At 71.6% G+C, this 22223-nt stretch carries 23 protein-coding genes and 1 pseudogene; 7 read left to right on the top strand and 17 right to left on the bottom strand.

Annotation, left to right across the window (positions count from 1 at the left end; translation table 11 throughout):
- Nucleotides 1-45: 45 nt before the first annotated feature.
- A complete protein-coding gene (locus ACFVTH_RS09290) occupies nt 46-522 on the bottom strand; it encodes a DUF4383 domain-containing protein (protein ID WP_387089586.1) in 477 nt (158 codons plus the stop codon).
- Nucleotides 523-631: 109 nt separating this feature from the next.
- Entirely contained in the window at nt 632-1813 is a 1182-nt protein-coding gene (locus ACFVTH_RS09285; RefSeq protein ID WP_387089583.1) for an alcohol dehydrogenase catalytic domain-containing protein, read from the bottom strand.
- A 102-nt stretch (nt 1814-1915) separates the two neighbouring features.
- On the opposite strand from ACFVTH_RS09285, the gene ACFVTH_RS09280 reads away from it, so the two are divergent.
- The gene (locus tag ACFVTH_RS09280; RefSeq protein ID WP_387089580.1) at nt 1916-2239 is read left to right on the top strand and encodes an ATP-dependent DNA ligase; all 324 of its coding nucleotides are present in this window, start codon (nt 1916-1918) and stop codon (nt 2237-2239) included.
- 9 nt (nt 2240-2248) lie between these two features.
- On the opposite strand, the gene ACFVTH_RS09275 is transcribed toward ACFVTH_RS09280, so the two are convergent.
- Complete coding sequence (locus ACFVTH_RS09275) at nt 2249-2467, bottom strand: hypothetical protein (RefSeq protein WP_387089577.1); 219 nt, start codon at nt 2465-2467, stop codon at nt 2249-2251.
- 152 nt (nt 2468-2619) lie between these two features.
- Here ACFVTH_RS09275 and ACFVTH_RS09270 point away from each other — a divergent pair, with 152 nt between their 5' ends.
- Nucleotides 2620-3153, top strand: coding sequence for an SRPBCC family protein (locus tag ACFVTH_RS09270; protein WP_387089574.1), 534 nt, complete (start codon nt 2620-2622; stop codon nt 3151-3153).
- 82 nt (nt 3154-3235) lie between these two features.
- Here the strand turns inward: ACFVTH_RS09270 and ACFVTH_RS09265 are convergent, their stop codons facing one another.
- Together ACFVTH_RS09265 and ACFVTH_RS09260 are read right to left on the bottom strand one after the other, a co-directional pair.
- The gene (locus ACFVTH_RS09265) at nt 3236-3613 is read right to left on the bottom strand and encodes a hypothetical protein (protein WP_387089572.1); all 378 of its coding nucleotides are present in this window, start codon (nt 3611-3613) and stop codon (nt 3236-3238) included.
- Nucleotides 3614-3733: 120 nt separating this feature from the next.
- Nucleotides 3734-3898, bottom strand: coding sequence for a hypothetical protein (locus ACFVTH_RS09260; RefSeq protein ID WP_387089569.1), 165 nt, complete (start codon nt 3896-3898; stop codon nt 3734-3736).
- A gap of 185 nt (nt 3899-4083) precedes the next feature.
- Between ACFVTH_RS09260 and ACFVTH_RS09255 the strand changes: the two genes are divergently transcribed.
- From ACFVTH_RS09255 to ACFVTH_RS09245, 3 genes are read left to right on the top strand one after another with little or no spacing between them, the layout of a single operon-like run.
- The gene (locus tag ACFVTH_RS09255; RefSeq protein WP_387089566.1) at nt 4084-4968 is read left to right on the top strand and encodes an SDR family oxidoreductase; all 885 of its coding nucleotides are present in this window, start codon (nt 4084-4086) and stop codon (nt 4966-4968) included.
- Between the two features lie 60 nt (nt 4969-5028).
- Nucleotides 5029-5295, top strand: a complete 267-nt coding sequence (locus ACFVTH_RS09250) for a Rho termination factor N-terminal domain-containing protein (RefSeq protein WP_387089564.1) — start codon at nt 5029-5031, stop codon at nt 5293-5295.
- A 19-nt stretch (nt 5296-5314) separates the two neighbouring features.
- On the top strand, nt 5315-6289 hold the full coding sequence (locus tag ACFVTH_RS09245) for a DNA topoisomerase IB (protein WP_387089561.1): 975 nt from the start codon (nt 5315-5317) through the stop codon (nt 6287-6289).
- 9 nt (nt 6290-6298) lie between these two features.
- On the opposite strand, the gene ACFVTH_RS09240 is transcribed toward ACFVTH_RS09245, so the two are convergent.
- A complete protein-coding gene (locus tag ACFVTH_RS09240) occupies nt 6299-7657 on the bottom strand; it encodes an NRAMP family divalent metal transporter (protein ID WP_387089558.1) in 1359 nt (452 codons plus the stop codon).
- 91 nt (nt 7658-7748) lie between these two features.
- Nucleotides 7749-10190, bottom strand: coding sequence for an ATP-dependent DNA ligase (locus ACFVTH_RS09235; RefSeq protein WP_387089555.1), 2442 nt, complete (start codon nt 10188-10190; stop codon nt 7749-7751).
- An 80-nt stretch (nt 10191-10270) separates the two neighbouring features.
- Between ACFVTH_RS09235 and ACFVTH_RS09230 the strand changes: the two genes are divergently transcribed.
- Entirely contained in the window at nt 10271-11188 is a 918-nt protein-coding gene (locus tag ACFVTH_RS09230; RefSeq protein ID WP_387089552.1) for a Ku protein, read from the top strand.
- A gap of 69 nt (nt 11189-11257) precedes the next feature.
- On the opposite strand, the gene ACFVTH_RS09225 is transcribed toward ACFVTH_RS09230, so the two are convergent.
- The 10 genes and pseudogenes from ACFVTH_RS09225 to ACFVTH_RS09180 all read right to left on the bottom strand — a co-directional run bounded on the left by ACFVTH_RS09225 (nt 11258) and on the right by ACFVTH_RS09180 (nt 20763).
- Entirely contained in the window at nt 11258-11695 is a 438-nt protein-coding gene (locus tag ACFVTH_RS09225; protein WP_387089550.1) for a hypothetical protein, read from the bottom strand.
- A 60-nt stretch (nt 11696-11755) separates the two neighbouring features.
- Nucleotides 11756-12547 carry a sulfite exporter TauE/SafE family protein gene (locus ACFVTH_RS09220; RefSeq protein ID WP_387091822.1) on the bottom strand — a complete coding sequence of 264 codons (792 nt, stop codon included), beginning with the start codon at nt 12545-12547 and terminating at the stop codon, nt 11756-11758.
- Nucleotides 12548-12619: 72 nt separating this feature from the next.
- The gene (locus ACFVTH_RS09215) at nt 12620-14230 is read right to left on the bottom strand and encodes a gamma-glutamyltransferase family protein (RefSeq protein WP_387089547.1); all 1611 of its coding nucleotides are present in this window, start codon (nt 14228-14230) and stop codon (nt 12620-12622) included.
- Between the two features lie 5 nt (nt 14231-14235).
- Entirely contained in the window at nt 14236-15135 is a 900-nt protein-coding gene (locus ACFVTH_RS09210) for an ABC transporter ATP-binding protein (RefSeq protein WP_387091819.1), read from the bottom strand.
- The gene (locus tag ACFVTH_RS09205) at nt 15132-15683 is read right to left on the bottom strand and encodes an ATP-binding cassette domain-containing protein (RefSeq protein ID WP_387089544.1); all 552 of its coding nucleotides are present in this window, start codon (nt 15681-15683) and stop codon (nt 15132-15134) included. The genes ACFVTH_RS09210 and ACFVTH_RS09205 overlap by 4 nt, the downstream gene beginning before the upstream one ends.
- A gap of 25 nt (nt 15684-15708) precedes the next feature.
- Nucleotides 15709-15972 (bottom strand): annotated as a pseudogene (locus ACFVTH_RS09200) (ATP-binding cassette domain-containing protein); the annotation flags it as partial.
- Nucleotides 15969-16838 carry an ABC transporter permease gene (locus tag ACFVTH_RS09195; protein ID WP_387089541.1) on the bottom strand — a complete coding sequence of 290 codons (870 nt, stop codon included), beginning with the start codon at nt 16836-16838 and terminating at the stop codon, nt 15969-15971. The gene ACFVTH_RS09195 and the pseudogene ACFVTH_RS09200, both read right to left, overlap by 4 nt.
- On the bottom strand, nt 16835-17785 hold the full coding sequence (locus ACFVTH_RS09190; RefSeq protein ID WP_387089538.1) for an ABC transporter permease: 951 nt from the start codon (nt 17783-17785) through the stop codon (nt 16835-16837). Before ACFVTH_RS09190 ends, ACFVTH_RS09195 begins: the two co-directional genes overlap by 4 nt.
- A gap of 53 nt (nt 17786-17838) precedes the next feature.
- Nucleotides 17839-19485, bottom strand: a complete 1647-nt coding sequence (locus ACFVTH_RS09185) for an ABC transporter substrate-binding protein (RefSeq protein WP_387089535.1) — start codon at nt 19483-19485, stop codon at nt 17839-17841.
- Between the two features lie 78 nt (nt 19486-19563).
- On the bottom strand, nt 19564-20763 hold the full coding sequence (locus tag ACFVTH_RS09180) for a M24 family metallopeptidase (protein ID WP_387089532.1): 1200 nt from the start codon (nt 20761-20763) through the stop codon (nt 19564-19566).
- A 151-nt stretch (nt 20764-20914) separates the two neighbouring features.
- Here ACFVTH_RS09180 and ACFVTH_RS09175 point away from each other — a divergent pair, with 151 nt between their 5' ends.
- The gene (locus tag ACFVTH_RS09175) at nt 20915-21673 is read left to right on the top strand and encodes a FadR/GntR family transcriptional regulator (RefSeq protein ID WP_387089529.1); all 759 of its coding nucleotides are present in this window, start codon (nt 20915-20917) and stop codon (nt 21671-21673) included.
- Nucleotides 21674-22223: the final 550 nt, after the last annotated feature.

The raw sequence follows: 22223 nt of genomic DNA, 5'->3' as shown, positions 1-22223 counted from the left end.
CCCGACCTCCCGGGCGCCGCCGCGCCCGGGATCACTGCATCGAGCTCACGCCCGAGCGGTCCGCGGGGCGCCGACACGGGCCGCGCGCGTCGGAGGGAGGAGCAGCCCGAGCAGGATCATGCCTCCCGCGAGCGCCGCGTGCAGCCAGTTGTCGGCGGTGTTCAGCGGCACGAAGTTCGCCGGGTGGTCGCCTCGGATGACGATCCCGTAGAGCAGCAGGGCCGCGTAGACGAGGCCGCCGAGGACGAGGTAGCTCCGCGCGCCGCCGACGCCGGTCGCGAAGACCAGCCCGAGCACCCCGAAGAGCAGGTGCACGATGTTGTGGAGGATCGACACCTGGAAGATCCCGAGCAGCATCGCCCCCGACTCGTGCCCGGCGAAGGCGAGCGCGTCCACCCCCGTGGTGATGCCCGGGATGAAGCCGGCCACGCCGACGACCAGGAAGACGATGCCGATGATCATCGCCGCCTTCTGGACGGGCGTCTCGGCGTAGCGGACCGTGCGATCATGCGTCTCGGTCATGATGACCCCCATGCGATCTCTGGCTCGGGTCCTGCTCCAATGATGCGCCTCTGGCTCGCGGAGGGCCAAGGGGTTGATTCGCCGTCCGGTTTCCTTCGGCTCCCGCCGACTACGGTCGCAGCACGACCTTGATGCACCCGGCGGCCTTGTGCTTGAACTGCTCGTACATCTCGGGTGCCCGCTCGAGCGGGGCACGATGCGTCGCGAGGTCCTCGAGGCCCAGCGGGTCGCCATCGGCCTCGGCGATCGGCAGGAGCTCCGGGATCCAGCGCTGCACGTTCGCCTGACCGGCCCTCAGCGTGAGCTGCTTGTCGAAGACCTGCATCATCGGGATCGGGTCGAGCATGCCCGCGTAGACCCCGACGATCGACACGGTGCCGCCCCGGCGGACGAGCTCGATCGCGAGGTCGAGAGCGGCGAGGCGATCGACGCCCGCCCGTCGCATCATGGTCTTCGCCACGCGCGTGGGCAGTGCTCCGACCGTGTTCTGCACGAGCGCCGTCGCGGCGTTGCCGTCGGCCTCGAGACCGACGGCGTCCACGACCGCGTCGACGCCGCGACCGTCCGTCCAGGCGCGCACGGCGTCGACCACGGCGTCGACGTCGTCGAGGTCGAGCGTCACCGCGCCGTAGCGCTCGGCCATCAGGCGCCGCTCGACGACGGGCTCGATCGCGATGACGGCGATGCCCTCCCGGCGGGCGATGCGGGTGACCAGCTGGCCCACCGGCCCCAGCCCGAGCACGGCGAGCGTGTCGCCACGGGAGACGCCGGCGTAGCGCACCGCCTGCCACGCCGTCGGCAGCACGTCGCTGAGGTAGAGGTAGCGCTCGTCGGGCAGGTCGCGACCGACGACGACCGCGTTCGCGTCGGCGAGGCGCACCCGCAGGTACTCGGCCTGGGCGCCCGGCACCGCGCCGTACAGCTCCGTGTAGCCGTAGAGGGCGGCGCCGGTGCCCTGCTCGCGGTTCTGGGTCGTCTCGCACTGGGTCGGCAGGCCCTGCGCGCACATTGCGCACTCGCCGCAGGCGATCACGAACGGCACGACCACCCGGTGGCCCACCTCGATGCGACCGACGGACGACCCGACCGCCTCGACGACGCCCATCGCCTCGTGCCCGAGCACGTCGCCGCGCCGCATGAACGGGCCGAAGACGTCGTAGAGATGCAGGTCGGACCCGCAGATGGCCGTCGACGTCACCCGGATGAGGGCATCGCCCGGGTCGACGACGGCGGCATCCGGCACGTCCTCGACGGTGACGGTCCTCGGTGAGTGCCAGGTGACGGCTCGCATCATCCCGTCTTAGCGGTGAGCTCGCGCGACCGTCAGGGGCTTGACAGGGGACGTCCGGTCAACGGGGGCGCCCCGCCCTCCCGACGCCGCTAGAGTGCAGCCATGGGCAAACTGATCTACAACTCCTCGACGCGCGAGCTCGAAATCGACGACCGCACCCTCGCCCACCTCCGGATCGCCATCCTCAACAAGCTGCGCCGGTCCGAGAGCTTCGCGATGACGTGGGAGCACGGGGTCGAGAACGGCAGCGGGCGCACGACGCTGTGGCTGAACGAGTCGATCCCGCTGCAGTTCGTGTTCAGCGGCAATCGCCCGCCGACCCTCAACCGGCTGTGGATCGAGCAGCTGCTCCTGACCGCGAACAGCACGAGCGGCCTCCACCTCGTGCCCGAGCCCGCCGAGGTCGAGGAGTTCGAGAGCGACTGAGCGCCGAGGTCAGTCGACCGGCTCGATCTGCGTGAGCACGAAGCGGCGCTCCTCGTGCGAGAGCAGGTCGGGAGCGTGCGCGCCCGAGATGCGTTCGATCTCGGCCGCGACGTCCTCGTGGACCGGTGCCTCGAGGTCTGCGAGCAGCAGATGCTTGGCGTGGATCGAGAGCTTCGGCCACCAGTCCTCGATCGACGGTCGAGCCGCCTGAGATTCTTCGGCGCCCATCGGTACCACCTCCCGGAATCCCGGAGCCCGAAATGCTCCCCCACTCCCGTCTACCAGCACGCGCGCCGACTCACAAGCCCCTCGCGATCCGATCCCGCCGCTGCCTACGGTGGCCGTCGGGCGCCACGATGCGCCCGGAACGGAGGATCATCATGAGCACGACCGTGACCGCATCGACCGACGTCGACGTCCCCATCCGCGTGGCGTACGACCAATGGACGCAGTTCGAGACGTTCCCCGAGTTCCTGACCGGCGTCGACGAGGTGACGCAGCTCGACGACGACCTCACGCACTGGGTGGTCTCGATCGGCGGTGTGCGCCGCGAGTTCGATGCCGACATCAGCGACCAGGCACCCGACGACCACATCGCGTGGCGCAGCTCGGGCGAGGTGCTGCACCGCGGCCGCGTGCAGTTCGCCGCCGAGGGACCCGACCGTACCCGCATCGACCTCGAGCTCGAGTGGGAGCCCGAGGGATTCGTCGAGCACGCCGGCGCCGCCCTGCAGATCGACGACCTGCAGGTGAAGCGAGACCTGAACCGGTTCAAGGAGTTCGTCGAGGAGCGCGGTGTCGAGACCGGCGGATGGCGCGGCGAGATCCACCGGGGCGGGACGCTCCCCACTGCCCCGCGCGGCGCCGGGCATGACGACGGGACCCGGGGCTCGGACCCCGATCTCACGGTGTGAGCCGGGTCCCGGAACCACCGGGCACGCAGGCGTCCGGCCGGCCTCCGGGCCGGCCGGAGGCCTGCCGCGTCGCGCCGTCGGCCTACCGGTCCCGCTCGATCTCCTGCACGTCGACGCCGACCTGGACGGGTTGCTCGTCGGCGGTCGGGATGGTGCCGGTGTCGAGATGCTCGGGCACGAGCTGCACGCCGCCGGTGCTGTTCGCCGAGCGCATCAGCTCCTCGATCCACTGGCGGCTCAGTTCGGGCGTCTCGGGCTCGTCGAACACGAATCGCAGCGGCACCGACTGGTGCACCCAGAGGGTGCTGCGCCCGCGCGGTTGGCCGTCGGCGTGCTGCCACGAGAGGGTGAAGCTCTCGCCGCGCCGCAGCTTCGTGATGATCGCGACCTTCAGGTGCGCGAGTACCCGGTCCTCGATACCGATCGGCGTGCCGGAATCGCCGTAGTAGAGGGTTCCCACGTTCGTCAGCCTATGCCTCTCCGGCGCGCACGGCGCCCGCTTCGGGACGGGCGGTCCGCCCACCGCCCAGCGAGCGGGGGGCCCGTCGGGCCCCCCGCTCGCTGCACGTTCGCGTGGGTTTCATACCGTGCGGTTCCCGCCGATGTAGCGCACCAGGAACACGATCACGGCGATGACGGCGAGCGCCAGTCCGACCCAGAGCAGGAAGTTGAGCGTCGGTACGATCCCGCCCGTGATGAGCAGCGCGATGGCGGCGATGGCGATGATGACGACAAGAATGTTCATGATTCCTCCTTCGCTTCGAAGGTACGGGGGCCGGGTCGCCCGGCGCGAGGGGTTGACCTCGCGCCCGGCCGCCGTGTAAGCGCGTGCACCGTCCGCGCACCAAGGCTTGGGCACCGCGCTGTCAACCCCTCCCATGCCCCCTGCGGCGGCGCGTACCGTGGCTCGGGTCGAGGGGGCGAAGACCGATGCTGAACGAACGACTGATCGATCCGACGACGAAGCACACGACCGACCGATTCCCGCGTCAGGAACAGGCGCCGCCCGGGCTGACCGAGGCGATGGTGCCGCTTCCCGACCACGGCGAGCAGAGCTACCAGGGCAACGGCCGGCTCGAGGGACTCCGCACGCTCATCACGGGCGGCGACTCGGGCATCGGGCGCGCGGTGGCGATCGCCTTCGCCCGCGAGGGCGCGAGAGTCGCGATCGCCTATCTGCCCGAAGAGCGTCCGGACGCCGAGGAGACGGCGAGCTGGATCACCGACGCCGGCAGCGATCCGCTGCTGCTGCCGGGCGACCTCCGGAGCGAGGCGCACTGCATCGAGCTCGTCGAGCACACCGAGCAGGCGTTCGGGGGGCTCGACGTGCTGGTGCTGAACGCCGCCCACCAGCGCGATCGCGGGGGGATCGAAAGCGTGCCGAGCGACGACTTCGAGGCGGTGATGCGGGTCAACCTCTTCGCGCCGGTGTTCCTCGCGCGCGCGGCGGTGCCGCTGATGGAACCGGGGTCGAGCATCATCACCACCGCCTCGATCCAGGCCACCGAGCCGTCGCCGGCCCTCGTCGACTACGCGATGACGAAGGCGGCGCTCGTCGCCTTCACGAAGGCCCTCGCCGAGGAACTCGGGCCGCGGGGCATCCGCGTCAATGCCGTCGCGCCGGGCCCGATCTGGACGCCGCTCATCCCGTCGACGGGATGGCCGGACAAGATCAACGACTTCGGCAAGAACACCCCGCTCGGGCGGGCCGGCCAGCCGGCCGAGCTCGCGCCGGCGTACGTGTACCTGGCGTCCGACGACGCCTCGTACGTGTCGGGCGCGGTGCTGCCCGTGACCGGCGGCCGGCCGTTCTGAACGGGGCGGCGATCGCGGCGGAGCAGCACGCAGCACGGCGACGAGAGGAAGGAGCACATCATGCCCGGACGCAGGAACGCGTCGCTCAAGGATCCGGAGCTCTACGAGGAGCTCCGCGAGGACGGCGCCTCGAAGGAGAAGGCCGCGCGCATCTCGAACGCCGCGGCGAAGCAGGGGCGAAGCGCGATCGGCCGCAAGGGCGGACAGCACGGCGACTACGACGACTGGACCGTCGACGAGCTGCGCACGCGCGCGAAGGAGCTCGGCCTCACCGGATACAGCGGCAAGCGCAAGGCCGAGCTGGTCTCGGCGCTGCGCAACCATTGAGCCGCGCGCGGACCGCGGCATGCCACGGCTGAAGCGGGTCGTGCCCTACGTCTCACCCGGGTACGCCCGGGTGCGGCGCGGGCGCGGCTTCGGCTACGTGCATCGCGACGGCGGCACGGCCGGGCGCGCCGAGCGCGAGCGCATCGCCGAGCTCGCCGTGCCGCCGGCCTGGCAGGAGGTGTGGATCTCGGACGCGGCGAACGCCCACATCCTCGCGGTCGGGGTCGATGCCGCCGGACGGCGGCAGTACCTGTACCACCCGGCGTGGCGGGAACGGCAGGACGCCGAGAAGTTCCAGCGGATGGCCGAACTCGCGCGTGCGCTTCCTGCCGCGAGGCGCAGCGCGCGCCGCGACCTCGCGCTCGAGGGGATGCCTCGCGAACGCGTGCTCGCGGCCGCCTTCACGACGCTCGACCTCGGCGGGATCCGGATCGGCTCCGAGGAGTCGCTCGCCGGCTTCCGCAACCGCGGGCTGACCACGCTGCTCGTGCGCAACGCCAGCCTCGAGGACGACGAGACGGTGCGATTCCGGTTCCGCGCGAAGGGCGGGATCGCCCAGGAGCTGCGCCTCGCCGACACCGGCCTCGCCGGTTACGTCGGCGATGCGGCCGAACGATCGCGAGCGGCCCGGCTGTACGCCTGGACCGAGGGCCGGGCGTTCCGCGCCGCAGCACCGGTCGACGTCAACGGCGACATCCGTGAACGCACCGGCGGCGAGTTCACCGCCAAGGACTTCCGCACCCTCCGCGGCACCCTCGTCGCGGCCGAGCACCTCGCACTCATCGGCCCGGCCGGCACCGCGCGAGCCCGCGCGGCGGCGGTGCGCGACGCGATCGAGGCCACCGCCCTGGCCCTCGGCAACACGCCCGCGATCGCCAAGGGCAGCTACATCGACCCGCGCGTGGTGGCGGCATACGATCAGGGCGCGGTCGTGGCATCCGGCAAGGACCGGGAACGCCGCCTGCTCGAACTGCTCGCCTCCGACGAGTCCTGAGCGCGCGTCTCAGCCGCCGAATCCGCCCGCGACGGTCTGCACGAGCCCGATCACGCTCGCCGCGCTCATCACGGCGGCGGCGATCCAGCCGAAGGTCGCCGCGACCGCCCCGACGCGATATCGGCCCATGATCTCGCGGTTCCGGGCGATCACCATCACGATGATGAGGAACGGCGCCGCGACGATGCCGTTGATGAGCGCGCTGAAGACGAGCAGCGTGACCGCATCGGTCGAGACGGCCGCGAGCACCACCCCGCCCACCGTGCCGACGCCGACGAGGGTGTAGAAGAACGGGTCGCGTCGCGGGCTCGCCGCGAGGCTCCAGTCCTTGCCGAGCGCCGCGGCGAGCGCGGCCGACCCCGCGACGATGAGCACGGGCACCGCGAGGAGGCCGGAGCCGATGAATCCGAGCGCGAACAGCACGGATGCCGCGGGCCCGGCGATCGGCTCGAGGGCCGCCGCCGCGTCGGCCGCGCTCTGCACCGACTTGCCCTCGGCTCCGAGCGTCGCCGCGGTCGCGACGATGATCGCGAACATGACGAGCACCGAGAACACCATCCCGACGACCACGTCGACCCGGGTGTCGACGAGTTGCCGCCTGGCGGTGGCGCTCCGACGGCGCTCGAGGGGCACGGGCTGGTCGCCGCCCTCGGGCGCTTCCCGCAGCTCCTCGAGGCGGTCCTCGCTCTGCCAGAAGAACAGGTACGGCGAGAGGCTCGTGCCGAGGATCGCGACGACCATGCCGAGGTAGGCGGGCGACAGGCTGAACTGGAAGCCCGCGAGCCCGCGCAGCACGTCGGCCCAGTCGACCTGTGCGACCACGAGCACGCCGACGTAGGCGAACAGGCTGAGGCAGAGCCAGCGGATGATCTTCGCGACCATCGCGAAGGAGCCGAAGAACAGCACCGCCCCGATCGCGAGCCCGGCGACGGCGCTCCAGAGCTGGGCGGGCCCGGCATGAAGGAGTTCCATGCCCTCGCCGACCGCGAGCAGGTCGGCGGCGACGTTGAGGCCGTTCGCGGCGAAGAGGGCGACGAGGAGGATGAGCACGACGAACCGCCAGGCACCGGTGAACCGGCTCCTCGCGAGGGCGCCGAGGCTCTTGCCGGTCGCCGAGGCGGTGCGGTCGCAGATCTCCTGCACGGCGATCATGAGCGGCAGCACGAAGGGCACCGTCCAGAGCGTGCCGTAGCCGTAGATCGCGCCGGCCTGCGCGTAGGTCGCGATGCCCGAGGGGTCGTCGTCGGAGGCGCCCGTGATGAGCCCCGGCCCGAGTGCCTTGAGGAACCGCTTCGGCCCGGTCGGCGGCTCGGTCTCGACCGCCTCGTCGTCGCGCCTCCCGGCGTCCTGCTCGCGCGCTGCGTCCATCCCGCGTGGTCCCTCCGTCCGGCTCCCGGATCGGTGCCCACGGTAGGCCGCTGCGTCGGCTCGCCTCAACGGGGTTGACGCGAGCCGCTCGTCACCCGTCGTCGTCGCGACGCACCTCGTCGGGCGACTTGTCGGGCCGGAGCCCGCGCCAGCGCGGATGCCGGGCGACGCCCGTGCCCGTCCAGCCGCTGAACTCGATCTCGCCGACGAGCTCGGGGCGCACCCACACGGCGTCCACGGCGTCGAGCGCGGGCACCTCGACGAACGGCGGGTCGGCCTGCATCGCGGCGTCGAGCCGTGCGCGCAGCCGCTCGAGCTCGCGCTCGCGGAACCCCGAGCCGACGCGGCCGACGTACTCGAGGCCGGCGCCCTCGGCGAGGTCGCCGCCGTCGACCGGGATGCCGACGAGGAGCGATCGGATGAGCCCGGCGCGACTCCCGACCCCCCGTCGGTAGCCGCCGACGACCACCTCCTGCGTGCGGGTGAGCTTGAGCTTCAGCCAGTCGTCGGAGCGCACCCCCGGCCGGTACACCGAGCCGGGTCGCTTCGCGACCAGCCCCTCGAGGCCGAGCATCCTGCTCTCCTCGAGCGCATCCTCGGGGTCGCCGGTCGCTGGCGCGGGCACCTCCACCGGCACCCCCCGGCGTGGGCGCACGAGCGATTCGAGGCGGGTCCGGCGCACCCGGTAGGGCTCGTCGACGAGCGACTCGCCGCCGGCCTCGAGCACGTCGAAGAGCAGCAGGCGCACGGGCACGGATGCCGCGACCGCCGCGATCTCGCGCGCCTTCGTGAGGCCCATCCGCTGCTGGAGGACGCCGAAGTCGGGGCGGCCCTCGGCGTCGAGCGCGACGATCTCGCCATCGAGCACGGCGTCGCCGTCGAGCAGCTCGGGCAGCCGATGCAGCTCGGGGTAGCGGGCGGTGACGTCGATGCCGTTGCGGCTCAGGAGCCGGACGCCGCCGGCCTCGACCCGGGCGATGGCGCGGATCCCGTCCCACTTCCACTCGAGGGCCCAGTCCTCGCCGCGGAGCATCCCGAGCGTTCCCGGGGTCGCGAGCATCGGCTTGTCGATCGCCGCAGCTCGAGGCGGGGTCTCGCGCGCCGGTGCCGGGGCGGTCGCCGTCGCCGTGCGGTCGGCGGGGGCCGCGGTGTGCTGCTGGTCCTTCATCCGGTGCAGCAGCCAGGTGCTCTTCTCGCCGCTGCCGTCGGTGCGGATGAGCACCAGCCGCACCCGCCCGAGCGGACCCCCGCTCGACCCGCGCAGGGTGAAGATCACCTCGTCGTCGCGCCACTTCTCGACCGAGTAGGTGCCCGTGTCCCACACCGTCATCGACCCGGCGCCGTACTCGCCGGAGGGGATCGTGCCCTCGAACGTCAGGTACTCGATCGGATGGTCCTCGGTCTGCACGGCGAGGTGGTTCTTCCCCGAGCTCTCGGGCACCCCCTTCGGCACCGCCCAGCTCTTGAGCACCCCGTCGCGCTCGAGGCGCAGGTCGTGGTGGAGGCGCCGCGCATGGTGCTCCTGGATCACGAACCGCGGATCCTCCCCCGCGCGGTCGTCGCCGGGGGCGCTCGGCATCGGCTCGGGGGTGCGCCCCTCGCGGCGCATCGAGAGGTACGTCGCGAGCGGGCCGGGGCCCGAGGCATCCGCGAGCCCGGCCATGGGGTCGCCGTGCTCGGCGACGCGCGCGAGCACCTCGTGCGCCTCGAGATGCCGCAGCCCGGGGTCGTCGAGCTCCTCCCAGCTGCGCGGCGCCGCGACCGTCGGCGTCAGCCGGCCGCGCAGCGAGTACGGGGCGATCGTCGTCTTCTTGCCGTTGTTCTGGCTCCAGTCGATGAGCACGCGGCCGCCCCGCAGCGACTTGCGCATGCTCGAGACGACGAGCTCGGGGTGATCGGCCTCGAGCGCGCGCGCGAGCTCGTGCGCGACGTCCGAGACCTGCTGCGAGGTCTGCGAGCCGTCGAGCTCGGCGTAGAGGTGCAGGCCCTTGCTGCCGCTCGTCACCGGCATCGCCTCGAGCCCCATGCCGGCGACCAGGTCGCGCACGAGCCGGGCCACCTCCGCGCACTCGGCGAGGCCCATGCCAGGCCCGGGGTCGAGGTCGAAGACCATGCGGTCGGGGTTCGACGGCACGCCGTCGGGGGCGAAGCGCCACTGGGGCACGTGCAGTTCGAGTGCCGCCTGCTGGGCGAGCCACACGAGGGTCGCGCGGTCGCCCGCGATCGGATACGTCTTCGGCCCGTCGGAGTGCTCGATCACGCCGCGCCTGATCCACTCTGGGGCGTGGTCGGCGAGCGCCTTCTCGAAGAAGGGCGACTCGGGGGCATCCGCCGTGCCCACCCCGTGCACCCACCGCTTGCGCGTGATCGGCCGCCCTGCGACGTGGGGCAGCATCACGGGGGCGATCTCGGCGTAGTACGAGATCACCTCGCCCTTGGTCATGCCCGACTCGGGATACATGACCTTGTCGAGGTTCGTCAGCCTGAGCCGCCGACCGTCGACCTCGACGAGTTGCCGTTCCCCATCGGCCATGCCCCCATCCTGCCGCCTCGTGCCCGCCGTGTCGAAGGCCGGGGTTCCCACGGGGCATCCCCGGGTGTGTACTAGGGGGTATGCGAGCCGTCTGGAAGGGGGCGGTCACATTCGGCCTCGTCAATGTGCCCGTCAAGTTGTACAGCGCCACCGAGGATCACGACGTGTCCCTGCACCAGGTGCACGACGAGGACGGCGGGCGCATCAGGTACCAGCGCAAGTGCGAGGTGTGCGGCAAGGTCGTCGCCTACCAGAACATCGACAAGGCCTACGACGACGGTGAACGCACCGTCGTCATCACCGACGACGACCTGAAGGCGCTGCCCGCCGAGCGCAGCCGCGAGATCGAGGTCGTCGAGTTCGTGCCGAGCGAGCAGATCGACCCGATCATGCTCGACAAGAGCTACTACCTCGAGCCCGACTCCGCGTCGAACAAGGCGTACGTGCTGCTGCGCGAGACCCTCGAGTCGACCGACCGCACCGCGATCGTGCAGATGGCGCTGCGGCAGAAGACCCGCCTCGCCGCACTGCGCGTGCAGGGCGACGTGCTCGTCGTGCAGACCCTGCTCTGGAGCGACGAGGTGCGCGCGGCCGAGTTCAAGTCCCTGGACGAACCCGTCAAGATCTCGGCGAAGGAGCTCGAGCTCTCGAAGCAGCTCGTCGAGAGCCTCGTCTCCGACTTCGACCCCGAGCAGTACGTCGACGAGTACCAGCAGGAGCTGCGCACGCTCATCGAGGCGAAGCTCGAGCAGGGCGAGGCGCTCGACACGGCGGCCACCTTCGGCGAGGAGCCCGAGGAGGAGAAGGGCGGCGAGGTCATCGACCTCATGGAGGCGCTGCGCCAGTCGATCGCCGCCAAGCGCGGGGGCGGCGCGAAGAAGGCCGAGGAGAAGGCGGCGCCCGCCGACAAGAAGCCGGCGGCGAAGAAGGCCCCCGCTGAGAAGAAGGCTCCTGCGAGGAAGACCGCGGCGAAGAAGACGACGAAGAAGTCGGCCTGACGGCCGAAACGCGAGCACGCGGCATCCCGCGAGGGGATGCCGCGTGCTCGCGTGCTGGGGATGCCCCGACTACTCGGCCGAGCAGACCTCGGTGACGGCGACCGCAGCGGTCTGGATGTCGCCGGTCGCGGCGGCCTGCGCGTCGGCGTCGGCCTCGAAGTCCTCCGTCGCGGTGGTCGGCAGCGTCGCGGCGTAGGTCTCGGCGGCCTCGATCTTCTCCTGCAGCGTGTCGAGCGCTGCGGCGAGGTCGGAGTCGTCGGCGGCCTGCTCGTCGAGCTCGTCGACGCGCTCGGAGTAGCCGTCGAGCTTCTCGAGGAGCGCGGCCTGCTCGGTCGAGGTGAGGATGGCGTTCTGCGCGCCGTTCGAGATGTCGCGCACGGCGACGCGGACGACCTCGCAGTCGTCGCCGCCCTGGGCGGTCGTGCCGTCGTTGCTGCTCGTGGCACAGCCGGTGAAGAGCAGTGCACCGGCGAAGACGAGCGCGGTGGAAGTGATGATTCGTTGCATGGTGCAGTTCCCCCTGAATTCAGTGACCAGACGAGTGTAGCGAGCGGCGCCGACAGCCGGTCACTGCTCGCGACGGGAGCGGACGTCCTTGATGCGCCGGCCGAGCATCTGGGCGAAGACGAACACGAGGAAGATCGAGAAGACGACGTTCGACCAGAACGGGTCGATGCCCGCGGCGATCACGGTGCCGATCGGCGACATCACGCTCGCCGCGATGCCGACGACCGCCGCCGTGCGCAGGTCGACGTTCCTGCGGCGCCAGTTCGCGAGCGTGCCCGAGATCGAGCCGGGGATCATCATCATCAGCGAGGTGCCCTTGGCGACGAGGTCGCTCGCACCGAAGAAGAACATCAGCACGGGCACCACGATGATGCCGCCGCCGACGCCGAGCACGCCCGAGAGCACGCCGGTCACGAAGCCGGTGACCACGAGCAGCGCGCCCGAGATCCAGGTGACGCCGATCTCGCTGTCGCGCTGGGGCACGACGAACCAGAGACTCACGATCACGACGAGGAGGAACGCCAGGAAGAACCAGTGCAGCGTTCGCACCGGGAGCTTCGCGAGGAGCGCGCTGCCGACCTGGGAGCCGAGGATCACGCCCGCCGCGAGCAGCAGCGCGGCGACCCAGTCGACGTGGCCCTGGATCGCGTAGCTCACCGCCCCGACGGCGGCCGCGGGCAGGATCGCCGCGACCGAGGTGCCCGCGGCGAGGCGTTGCGGCATCCCGAGCAGGAGCACGAGCGCGGGCACGATGACGAGGCCGCCGCCGATGCCGAAGAGCCCCGAGAGGAGCCCTCCGAGCATGCCGACGAGGACGAGGGGAAGAAGGGCGGTGCGGTGGTTCTCGGTCATCGATTCCGGTTCCGTGGTCGTGGAGATGGCGGCGCGGTCGGTGCCGCGCCCGTTCTGGTCGATCATCGCCGATCAGCCCTCGGGGCCGATGACGACGGCCGAGCCGTCGGAGCGCGGATCGCTCGCGGCGGCGAAGCCGCCCGGCTCGACGCGGATGAGGTTGGAGTGGCCGAGCAGCTCGTCGCGGCTCGGCACGAGCTTCACGGCGAAGCCGGCCGCCGCGATCGTCTCGCGCACGCTGTCGGGCACGTCGGCCTCGACCGTGACGGTGCGACGTTGGTCTCCGACGTCCTGCACGCCGACGACCCAGCGCGGCGCGTGCGTCGCCTCCTCGGGCGTGGCCCCGGCGAAGGAGCGCAGGAGCAGGTGCGCGTGGATCTGCGGCTGCGCCTGACCGCCCATCGTCGCCGACACCCACGCGACCTCGCGGTCGCGGAGCACCAGCACCGGCATGAGCGTGTGGCGGGGCCGCTTGCCGGGGGCGATCACGTTCGGCGAGGCCGCGTCGAGCGAGAAGGAGGTGCCCCGGTTCTGGAAGAGGATGCCCGTCGTCGGCTCGAGCACGCAGGCGCCGAAGCCGAAGTACACGGACTGCACGAGCGAGACGGCCCACCCGTCGGCGCTGATCGCGCTGAGGCCGACCGTGTCGCCCGCCGCGCGCGCCGCGACCTCGCCGAGGTCGTCGGCCGTGTCGGCCCCGATGAGCTCCGCGCCGCCGAGCCCGCCGAACGCGGGGTCGGCGAGCAGCGAGTCGCGAACGGCGTTGTTGGCGGCGAACATCGCGGCGGTGGCGCCGGCCCCGCTCGCGAGCGGGTCGGCGAGCTCGCCGGCCTGCACGGCGCCGAGGGTGCGCAGCAGCGAGAAGCCCTGGGTGTTCGGCGGGCTCGTGAGCACGCGGTACGGGCCGAACGGGACCTCGATCGGTTCGGCTGTCTCGGCCCGGTACCGGGCGGTGTCGGCGAGCGAGATGCTCGAACCGAGTGCGCGGAGTCCCTCGACCCATCGCTCGGCGAGCGCACCCGTGTAGAACTCGTCGGGGCCGCCCGCCTGGAGCCGCCGGAGCGTGTCGGCGAGTTCGGGCTGCACGAGCGGTGCACCCTCGGCAAGCGCCTCGCCGCCGGGGAGGAACAGCCGTCGGCACCCCGGATCCGCCTCGAGGTCGGAGCGCTCGTCCACGATCGCCGCCGCGACCGATCGGGCGGTCGGCACGCCGTCGGCGGCGAAGCGCACCGCCGCGTCGAGGTGCTGCGCCCAGGTGCGGGTCGCGCCGAGCTCGTGCAGGAGCTGCCAGCCCCGGACGCCGCCCGGGACCGTCACCGTGTCGACGCCTCGCGCGGGCAGCGCCTCCCCGTGCCGCTCGCGCAGCTCCTCCACGCTCGACTCGCCGGCCGCCGGTCCGGTCGCGTTGACGAAGACGACGGTGCCGTCGGGCCGTCGTACGAGGGCGACGAGGTCGCCGCCGAGCGCGACGTTGTTCGGGTAGACGACGCAGAGCGCCGCGGCTGCGGCGAGTGCGGCGTCGAGCGCGTTGCCGCCGGCCCGGATCGCGTCGGCCCCCGCCTCGGTGGCGAGGCGGTGCGAGGTGGCGATCGCGCCCCGCGCGGCCTGGAATCCCTGCGCGCCCTGCGCGGCCTGCGCGCCCTGCGATCCCCGCGGTCTTCCGACTTCGGTCGATGTCGTCATCGGACTCACTGCTTCCCCTCGATGGCGGATGGCACGGCCATGCCGGTCGTCGCGAACTCGCCGCGCGGGCCGACCTGTCGGGCGACGGCCTCGAGGACGCCCGGCGTCCGCCAGTCCAGCGACGGCACGCTGTCGCGGAGGATCCGCGTGTACTCGTCGGCGGGCTCGGTCAGCACGCGAGCGGTCGGCCCCTGCTCGACGATCCTGCCGTTCCGCATGACCACGACGTCGTCGGTGAGGTGGCCGACCACGGCGAGGTCGTGCGAGATGAGCACGTAGCCGGTGCCGGTCTCGCGCTGCACATCGACGAGCAGGTTCAGGATCTGGGCCTGGATCGAGATGTCGAGCGCCGCCACGGCCTCGTCGAGCACGACGATCTCGGGCTCGACCGCGAGCGCCCGGGCGATGGCCACGCGCTGCCGCTGCCCACCCGAGAGGTCCTTCGGGCTGCGCTCGCGCTGCACTGCGGTCAGACCCACGAGGTCGCACAGCTCGGCGATCCTCCGCTCGCGCTCGGAGCTCGACGCCGGGCCGTGGATGCGCAGCACCTCGCGCAGGCAGGAGGCGACGGTCTGCCGGGCGTCGAGCGAGCCGAACGGATCCTGGTAGACCATCTGCGTGAGCTTCGCACGGCGCCGGCGGGCGCGCGCCGAGCGCGCCGGCACGGTCATGTCCTCACCGCACACGCGAACGCTGCCGGAGGTGGCCTGCTCGAGGCCCATGATCATGCGCGCGGTGGTCGACTTGCCCGACCCCGATTCGCCGACGATGCCGAGGTTGCGGCCTCGCACCATCTCGAAGCTCGCCCCCTCGACCGCGACGAGGTCGCGACCGCCGCGGTGGAACACCTTGCGGAGATCGCGCACCTCGATGAGGACGTCGGGACTCGTGATCGTGGTCGTCATCGGCGACCCACCTCCTCGTCGATCTCGGCGCGCAGCTCCTCGGTGATGGTCGCCAGACGTCGCCGATCGCTGCCGAGGCTGGGCCGGGCGCGGAGCAGGGCCATCGTGTACGGATGCCGCGACTCGAAGATGCGGTCGGCCCTGAACCCGTCGACGATGCCGCCACGGTACATCACGTAGACGCGATCGCAGAGCGCGGCGGCCAGCTCGAGGTCGTGGGTGATGAACATCATGCCGATGCCGCGTTCGCGGACCTGGCCGCGCAGGAGCGCGGCGACCTCGGCCTGCCTCGTCACGTCGAGGGCCGTCGTCGGCTCGTCGGCGAGGATGAGCCGCGGGTCGGTCGCGAGGGCGGCCGCGATCACGGCGCGCTGCAGCATGCCGCCCGAGAACTGGTACGGATAGGCCTTGAGCTGCGTCTCGGGATCGGTGATGCCGACCTCGCGGCACAGCTCGGCGATGCGGGCGAACGCATCGCGGCGGCTCATCCGCCGGTTCACCCGGAGCGCCTCCGTGAGGAACTCGCCGACGGTGTGCACGGGGTTCACGTGCGCGCGGGTCCTGGTAGACGATGCCGAGCTCGCGGTCGCGGAACGCCCGGTAGGCGCCACGCGACAGCGCGGTCAGCTCGGTGCCCTCGTACACGATCGACCCGCTCGCCTCGATGCCGCCCGGCAGGAGGCCCGCGATGGCCTTCAGGGTCATCGACTTGCCCGAACCCGATTCGCCGATGACGCCGACGATCTCGCCGTGGCCGATCGCGAGGTCGATGCCCGAGACGATGGTGTCGCCCGTGCTCGTGCGGAGGGCGAGGTCCGCGACCGTGACGAGGCTCATATGCGGATCTCCTTCACCTTGCCGACGCGATCGGCGAGCCGGTCGCCGATGAGCGAGACGGCGCACACCGAGACGACGATCGCCGCGCATGCGACGACCGACTCCTCCCAGTAGCCCTGCATGACGCCCGCCTGGCCCTCGGCGACCATGAGGCCCCAGTCCGCCGTCGGCGGCTGCACGCCCATGCCGAGGAACGACATCGCGGCGAGGTCGACCATCGCGTACCCGTAGGAGACGGTCATCTGCGCCATCGCCGTCGGCAGCACGGCCGGCAGCACGTGGAACACGGCGATCCGCCAGCGGCTCTGGCCGACGCTGAGGAGGGCGTCGACGTAGGGCAGCACCATCTCGCCCACCGCGACGTTCCGCACGATGCGGCCGATGTAGGGCACGTAGGCGATGGCCAGTGCGATCACCACGGGGGCGAGGCCTGCGCCGAACATGGCGACGGCGAGGATGGCGAGCAGCATGCCCGGGAACGCGAAGCCGATGTCGAGGAGCCGGCTGAGCACCCGGTCGACCACGCCGCCGGCGACCGCGGAGGCGGTGCCGATGAGGGTGCCGAGGACGCCCGCGACGAGCACGATCACGGCGGGCGCGACGAGGCTCACGCGCGCGCCGTAGAGGAGCCGGCTGAAGATGTCGCGGCCCGAGCTGTCGGTACCCAGGATCGCCCCCGGCTCCATCGGGCGGTAGGTCCGGCTGAAGTCCGACGCCGTGGGATCGATGGGCGTGAGCAGCGGCGCGAACACGGCGGCGAGCACGAACACGGCCAGCACGATCACCGCGACGATGAGCGGGATGTCCCGGCGCGGGCGCGCGGCGGGCGCGGCCTCGCGCTTCGTGCGGAGGAGCGTGGCGGTCATCGGCGCACCACCCTCGCCCGGACGCGCGGATCGACCGCCACCTGGAGGATGTCGATGAGCAGGGCGACGACGACCACGATGGTGATGAGGAGCAGGGTGATCGCCTGGACCACTGCGAAGTCCTTCCTGAGGACGGCGTCGGTGAGGAGCAGTCCGATGCCGTCGAGCGCGAATGCCTTCTCGATGACGATCGAGCCCACGACGAGGCTGGTGAGCGTGACGCCGACGACGGTCGCGATCGGTGTGAGCGCGTTGCGGACGACGTGCTGGGCGATGGTCCGGCCGCGGGGCAGCCCGCGGCCGATCGCGGTCTGCACGTGGTCGCGCTGCGCCTCCTCCCGGAGGGCCGCGCGGGTCACCCGCACGACGTACGAGCCCGAGGCGATGGTGAGCGCGATGACGGGCAGGATCAGGTGGTAGATCCGGTCTCCCAGCTCGTCGCCGCCCGAGCCGAAGGTCGGGAACCAGCCGAGCCCGACGGCGAAGAGCGAGATCAGCACGAGCGCCGCGACGAACGAGGGCACCGCGACGCCGACCGAGGTCGCTCCGAGCAGCACGTCGCCGAGCCGGCGACCGCCGAGCGCCGAGACGACGCCGAGCCCGACGCCCACGACGATGATGACGACGAGGCTCATCGCGAGGAGGAGTGCCGTCGTTCCGAGCCGGGGCTCGAGCAGGTTCCAGACGTCGTCGCGATACGTGATCGACTGGCCGAGATCACCGGTGACGACGTCGCCGAGCCAGGCGAACCAGCGGAGGAGGAAGGGGTCGTCGAGGTGGTACTGCTCGCGCAGCGCCTCGACGGTCTCGGGGCTCACGGTGCGGTTGCCGATGAGGATCGCGATGGGGTCGCCCGGCGCGAGGAACAGTGCGCCGAAGATCAGCAGCGACGACACGAGGAGCGTCGCCGCGCCCTCGGCGACGCGGATCAGGATGAATCGGAGCATGGTCGTTCTCCTGGTGGGGCGGGCTCGCGCCCGCCCCACCGGATGGTCCTTCCCTAGGGGGTGCCGATCTTCGCGGCCCACGGGTAGTAGAGCGCGGCGCGGGACGCGGTGGCCCCCGTGATGCGGTCGTTCATGTACACGCGGTGCTCGGGGTTCACGACGGTGATCAGCGGGAGGTCGTCGACCATGCGGGCCTGGCCCTCGATGAGCGTCGCCGCACGGGCCTCGTCGTCGGTCGTGGCGAAGCCCTGCCGGACGCTGTCGGTCAGGACCGGGTCGTCGTAGGCGCCGTAGTTGTAGGCGCTGAGCGGGGTGAACTCGCTCATCGAGACGATCGGGTCCGAGACGCCGGCGCCGTACTCCTGCACGAGGAAGGCGTCGTAGTCGGCGCGTGCCGCCGCGTCGAAGTAGAGCTCGGTGAACGAGGTCTGCGGCATCGTGGTGATGTCGATCTCGAGCCCGGCCTGCTTGGCGGCCGACGTCAGGATCTCGGCGGTCTTCGCCTCGGCCTCGCTGTCGGCGGGGATCGCGATCGAGATGCTCGTGCCGGCGAGTCCGTTGTCGTCGACGAGCTGCTTCGCCGCGGCGACGTCGAACACGGGTGCCGGGATCTCGTCGTAGGCGGCCTGCCAGGTGTCGGCGGCGTAGCCCCAGGCTCCGGGCTGGATCGGCGTCAGCGACGGCGTGGCCGTTCCGCGGAAGACGGTCTTCGCGATGGCCTCCCGGTCGAGCAGCAGGCTGAGCGCCTGTCGCACGGCGAGCTCCTGCATCGGACCCTCCTTCTCGGTCGGGCGGATCGCCATCCAGTCGGTCGAGGTGCCGAGCGAGAGGGTGCCGTTCTCGGAGGACGCGAGCGTCTCGGTCGCCGAGAGCGGCGTCGCGTAGGCGCCGTCGATGTCGCCGGAGACGAGGCTGTTGGTGATCGTGTTCTCGTCGGCGACGAAGGTCAGGGTGAGCTCCTGCACCAGCGGCACGAGCTCGGGGTCCCAGTACTGCTCGTTCTTCGTCATGGTGATGCTCGACCCCGAGCGCCACTCGCCGAAGGCGAAGGGCCCGGTGCACATGACCCCGCCCTGGGCGGTGCCGTAGGCGGCACCCTGCGATTCCACGAACGCCTTGCTGCCGATGATCCCCGCGGCGGTGCCGAGCATGCGCTCGAAGAGGGAGTCGGGCTGCGAGAAGCGCACCGTCACCTCGTTCTCCGCCGTGGCGGTGATCGAGTCGACGCTGTCGTAGAACGGAACGCCCCAGTACGAGCCGGCATCGGCGTCGCGGTGACGCTCGAGGCTGAACACCACGTCGGCGGCGGTGAGCGGGGTGCCGTCCCAGAAGGTGACGCCGTCGCGCAGGGTGAAGACCGTGGTCAGCTCGTCGGGGTGGTCGATCTGCTCGGCGAGCGCAGGGCTGAGGCTCAGGTCCTCGTTCTGCCGCACGAGCCCCTCGCACATGTTGGCGAGCGTGAGGTTGCTCGAGTCGTCGTACGCGTAGATCCAGTCGAGCGAGGCGGGCTCGCCGGTCTGGATGTTCCAGGTGACGGAGTCGACCTCACCGGTGCCGGGCGGGGTCGAGGCGAGCCCGCGGGGCAGCTCGGCCGAGGCGGCGTCGGCGTCGGGTCGCGGTGCGCCCGTGCAGCCGACGAGGAACAGGGTGGGGACGACCAGGCCGGCGACCGCCAGCCTGGCTGCGCGCGAGCGTTTCATGGGGGTGGTTCCTCTCATCGCTGGGTGGGGTTGGGGAGGTGCTCGGGGGATGCTGGGGTGCGCTCGAATCGAGGGCGGTCAGGACGACCAGAAGTCGCGGACGGCGACGAGGTCCTCGGCCCCGTCCTCGGTGATCACGAGGTTGCGCTCGAAGGTGGCCCCGGTGTCGCCGACGAAGCAGAACTGCTCGACGGAGACGACCATCCCCGCCTCGAGCACGAGGGTCGAGTTGTCCCTGATCCACGGCGCCTCGAAGCCGAGGCCGAGGCCGTGCCCCCGGGCGGTGAACTCGGCCCGCTCGGGGTCGACGCCGGCGGCGCGAAGAAGGTCGGACCCGGCTCGCGCCGCGTCGCCGAGCACGGCCCCGGGCCGGAATGCGTCGACGACGGCGTCGACCGTGGCACGGGCGAGCTCGTACGAGGCCGTCTGGTCGGCCGTCGGCGCACCGCCGACCACGACGCTGCGGGCGAGGTCGAAGAAGTACCCGGCGTAGGTGCCGCTGAGGTCGACGGTGAACAGGTCGCCCTCGGCGAAGACGCGACCGCTGTGGATCGGAAGCCGGTTGTCCTCGCTGCCGCCGGTCGACTGGAACGTGTAGACGAAGGCGTTGGCGAGCACCGCCTCGCGCCGGCTGACGACCTCGGCCATGGCGGCCACGACGTCGGCCTCGCGGGCGCCCGGCCGGATCGCGGCGAAGCCCGCCTCGAGCGCCTCCTCGGCGATGGACGCGGCTTCGCGGAGCAGGGCGATCTCGGCGGCGGACTTGCGCAGGCGCAGTCCTTCGACGATCCCGTTGTCATCGGCGACGGCGAGTGCGCTGAACGCCGGTTCGGCCGCGAGCGCGCGCGCCTGCTTGCCCGACATGGCGTCGGTCGCGACGAGCAGGAGCGAGCGGACGCCGATCCGCTCGCCGAGCGCAGCCACGACGTCGCCGACGAGGGTGCGGTCCCCCGAGCCGTGCCGGCCGATCCACGTGGTGACCCCCGACGCGGCCTCGTCGACGCCGACCTCGTCGGCGAAGAGCACGACCTCGTCGGCGGTGACGAGCGCGGCGGCGAGCCCGCGATCGCTCCAGACCCCCTCGAGGTCGCGAATCGTGGGGAACACCGGGTAGTAGCCGGTGAGGTAGCGCAGGTCGGCGTACCGGTCGACCGATCCCCCGCCCCGCGCCCAGACCAGTGCTGCGTCGTGTCCGCCCTCTCGCAGCAGTGCGCGCAGCGCGGTGACGCGGGCGGCGTACTCGTCGGGGCCGATGAGGTCTCGGGGCATGCGGTCCATTCGCTTCCTTGCGTATCGGGACGTCGGGCAATTGGTTAGTCCAACAGTCGATTAGTTGAGTAATCTAGGGGATGATCGATGACGCGTCAACGGCCATCCGGCTACGCTCGCAACGGAAAGCCCGCCCGAATGGCGGTGAGGGAGGAATCGCATGGTCGACTGGAGCCAAGTCCGTCCCGCGGGGTCGATCTCGCTGCCCGACCGGATCTCGATCGACATCGAACGGCTCATGCTCGACGGCCAGTTGCAGGAGGGCGACCGGCTGCCCTCCGAACGAGAGCTCGCCGAGATCTTCTCGACGTCGCGCGTCTCGCTCCGTCAGGCGCTGCGCGAGCTCGAGATCCGGGGGCTCATCGACCGCAAGCCGGGCCGCGGCACCACGATCCTCTCCCGCGGGCATACCGCCGCGTCCGAGTCGGTGCAGCTCGCCAACCGCCTCACCAAGCTCGAGCCCGAGATCGCGCAGATCATGGAGTTCCGCTTCGTGGTCGAACCGCCGACCGCCGCGCTCGCGGCGGCCCGCGCGACGCCCCGCGACATCGTGCAGCTCGAGGAGCTCCTCGCCGAGATGACCGCCGACATCTCGACCGAGCGCTACGGCGAGCTCGACAAGGCGTTCCATCAGGCGATCTCGCGGTCGAGCTACAACCCGCTGCTCGCCGCGATGAGCGAGCGCCTCGCCCACGACATCGCCCCGGTACGCGACGCCCGCATGCAGTCCGAGCGGCGACGGGCCAACTCGATGCGCGAGCACCAGGAGATCCTCGACGCGATCCGCGCGCACGACGCCGAGCGCGCCGAGGCCGCCGCGCGCTTCCACATCGAGTCGATCTCGGCCGAGATCTCGCAGCGGCTCACGGCCGCTCCGGCCGAACGGGGCGCGGAGGGCGCCGGCGGCCCCGAGGACTGAACCGCGGGCGAACTCCTTCCTCCCCGGCGACGCGAGCAGCGCGGTGGAACCGCTCCGATCGGACGGCCGCGCGTCGGGCAACTCCTAGGATCGAACGGGGATGACGAACCGGTGCGCGTGCTGCCGGCCGCGGAGCAGCCCGCGCACGGCGGGCGGGAACGTCCCCGGCGGGCGGAGAGGGCGGCGGCGAGCCGCTCTGGGCGCGGGTTCGAAGCTCAGGTGGAGGCGGGCGGTATGGCGGCTGTGCGACGGCGCGGACCAGCGCGACGGGCGATGACGGCGATGACCGTGTTTGGGCACGCCTTCCGATCGAATCCCAGTTGGGAGCGAAGGCATCCCAACGGCCCCCTCACCAACTGCTTCCAACATCCGCTGCCTTCGTTGCGCACAATAATCACTTGACCGAGCACCCATTGGACGAGTTTTCGGCGGCGGCTGACGCTCAAGCGAACATCCATTGGCGTGCGGCCAAGTGGTGCAGCCCGGATAGACACTTCTCTGACGACTCAGCGCTGGAACACCTAGCCAGACTGCTCATCAATGGTGACGG

This window comes from Agromyces sp. NPDC058104 (assembly GCF_042884835.1).
In the GTDB taxonomy this organism is placed as follows: domain Bacteria; phylum Actinomycetota; class Actinomycetes; order Actinomycetales; family Microbacteriaceae; genus Agromyces.
The sequence above is the reverse complement of the archived record's forward strand: the minus strand, read 5'-3'. Positions and strand labels throughout refer to the sequence as shown.

Excerpts from the sequence above, each read along its gene's own strand:
- ACFVTH_RS09290 (WP_387089586.1), bottom strand. The coding sequence starts at position 522 with ATGACCGAGACGCATGATCGCACGGTCCGCTACGCCGAGACGCCCGTC.
- ACFVTH_RS09285 (WP_387089583.1), bottom strand. The coding sequence starts at position 1,813 with ATGCGAGCCGTCACCTGGCACTCACCGAGGACCGTCACCGTCGAGGAC.
- ACFVTH_RS09280 (WP_387089580.1), top strand. The coding sequence starts at position 1,916 with ATGGGCAAACTGATCTACAACTCCTCGACGCGCGAGCTCGAAATCGAC.
- ACFVTH_RS09275 (WP_387089577.1), bottom strand. The coding sequence starts at position 2,467 with ATGGGCGCCGAAGAATCTCAGGCGGCTCGACCGTCGATCGAGGACTGG.
- ACFVTH_RS09270 (WP_387089574.1), top strand. The coding sequence starts at position 2,620 with ATGAGCACGACCGTGACCGCATCGACCGACGTCGACGTCCCCATCCGC.
- ACFVTH_RS09260 (WP_387089569.1), bottom strand. The coding sequence starts at position 3,898 with ATGAACATTCTTGTCGTCATCATCGCCATCGCCGCCATCGCGCTGCTC.
- ACFVTH_RS09255 (WP_387089566.1), top strand. The coding sequence starts at position 4,084 with ATGCTGAACGAACGACTGATCGATCCGACGACGAAGCACACGACCGAC.
- ACFVTH_RS09250 (WP_387089564.1), top strand. The coding sequence starts at position 5,029 with ATGCCCGGACGCAGGAACGCGTCGCTCAAGGATCCGGAGCTCTACGAG.
- ACFVTH_RS09245 (WP_387089561.1), top strand. The coding sequence starts at position 5,315 with ATGCCACGGCTGAAGCGGGTCGTGCCCTACGTCTCACCCGGGTACGCC.
- ACFVTH_RS09240 (WP_387089558.1), bottom strand. The coding sequence starts at position 7,657 with ATGGACGCAGCGCGCGAGCAGGACGCCGGGAGGCGCGACGACGAGGCG.
- ACFVTH_RS09235 (WP_387089555.1), bottom strand. The coding sequence starts at position 10,190 with ATGGCCGATGGGGAACGGCAACTCGTCGAGGTCGACGGTCGGCGGCTC.
- ACFVTH_RS09230 (WP_387089552.1), top strand. The coding sequence starts at position 10,271 with ATGCGAGCCGTCTGGAAGGGGGCGGTCACATTCGGCCTCGTCAATGTG.
- ACFVTH_RS09225 (WP_387089550.1), bottom strand. The coding sequence starts at position 11,695 with ATGCAACGAATCATCACTTCCACCGCGCTCGTCTTCGCCGGTGCACTG.
- ACFVTH_RS09220 (WP_387091822.1), bottom strand. The coding sequence starts at position 12,547 with ATGACCGAGAACCACCGCACCGCCCTTCTTCCCCTCGTCCTCGTCGGC.
- ACFVTH_RS09215 (WP_387089547.1), bottom strand. The coding sequence starts at position 14,230 with ATGACGACATCGACCGAAGTCGGAAGACCGCGGGGATCGCAGGGCGCG.
- ACFVTH_RS09210 (WP_387091819.1), bottom strand. The coding sequence starts at position 15,135 with ATGACGACCACGATCACGAGTCCCGACGTCCTCATCGAGGTGCGCGAT.
- ACFVTH_RS09195 (WP_387089541.1), bottom strand. The coding sequence starts at position 16,838 with ATGACCGCCACGCTCCTCCGCACGAAGCGCGAGGCCGCGCCCGCCGCG.
- ACFVTH_RS09190 (WP_387089538.1), bottom strand. The coding sequence starts at position 17,785 with ATGCTCCGATTCATCCTGATCCGCGTCGCCGAGGGCGCGGCGACGCTC.
- ACFVTH_RS09185 (WP_387089535.1), bottom strand. The coding sequence starts at position 19,485 with ATGAAACGCTCGCGCGCAGCCAGGCTGGCGGTCGCCGGCCTGGTCGTC.
- ACFVTH_RS09180 (WP_387089532.1), bottom strand. The coding sequence starts at position 20,763 with ATGGACCGCATGCCCCGAGACCTCATCGGCCCCGACGAGTACGCCGCC.
- ACFVTH_RS09175 (WP_387089529.1), top strand. The coding sequence starts at position 20,915 with ATGGTCGACTGGAGCCAAGTCCGTCCCGCGGGGTCGATCTCGCTGCCC.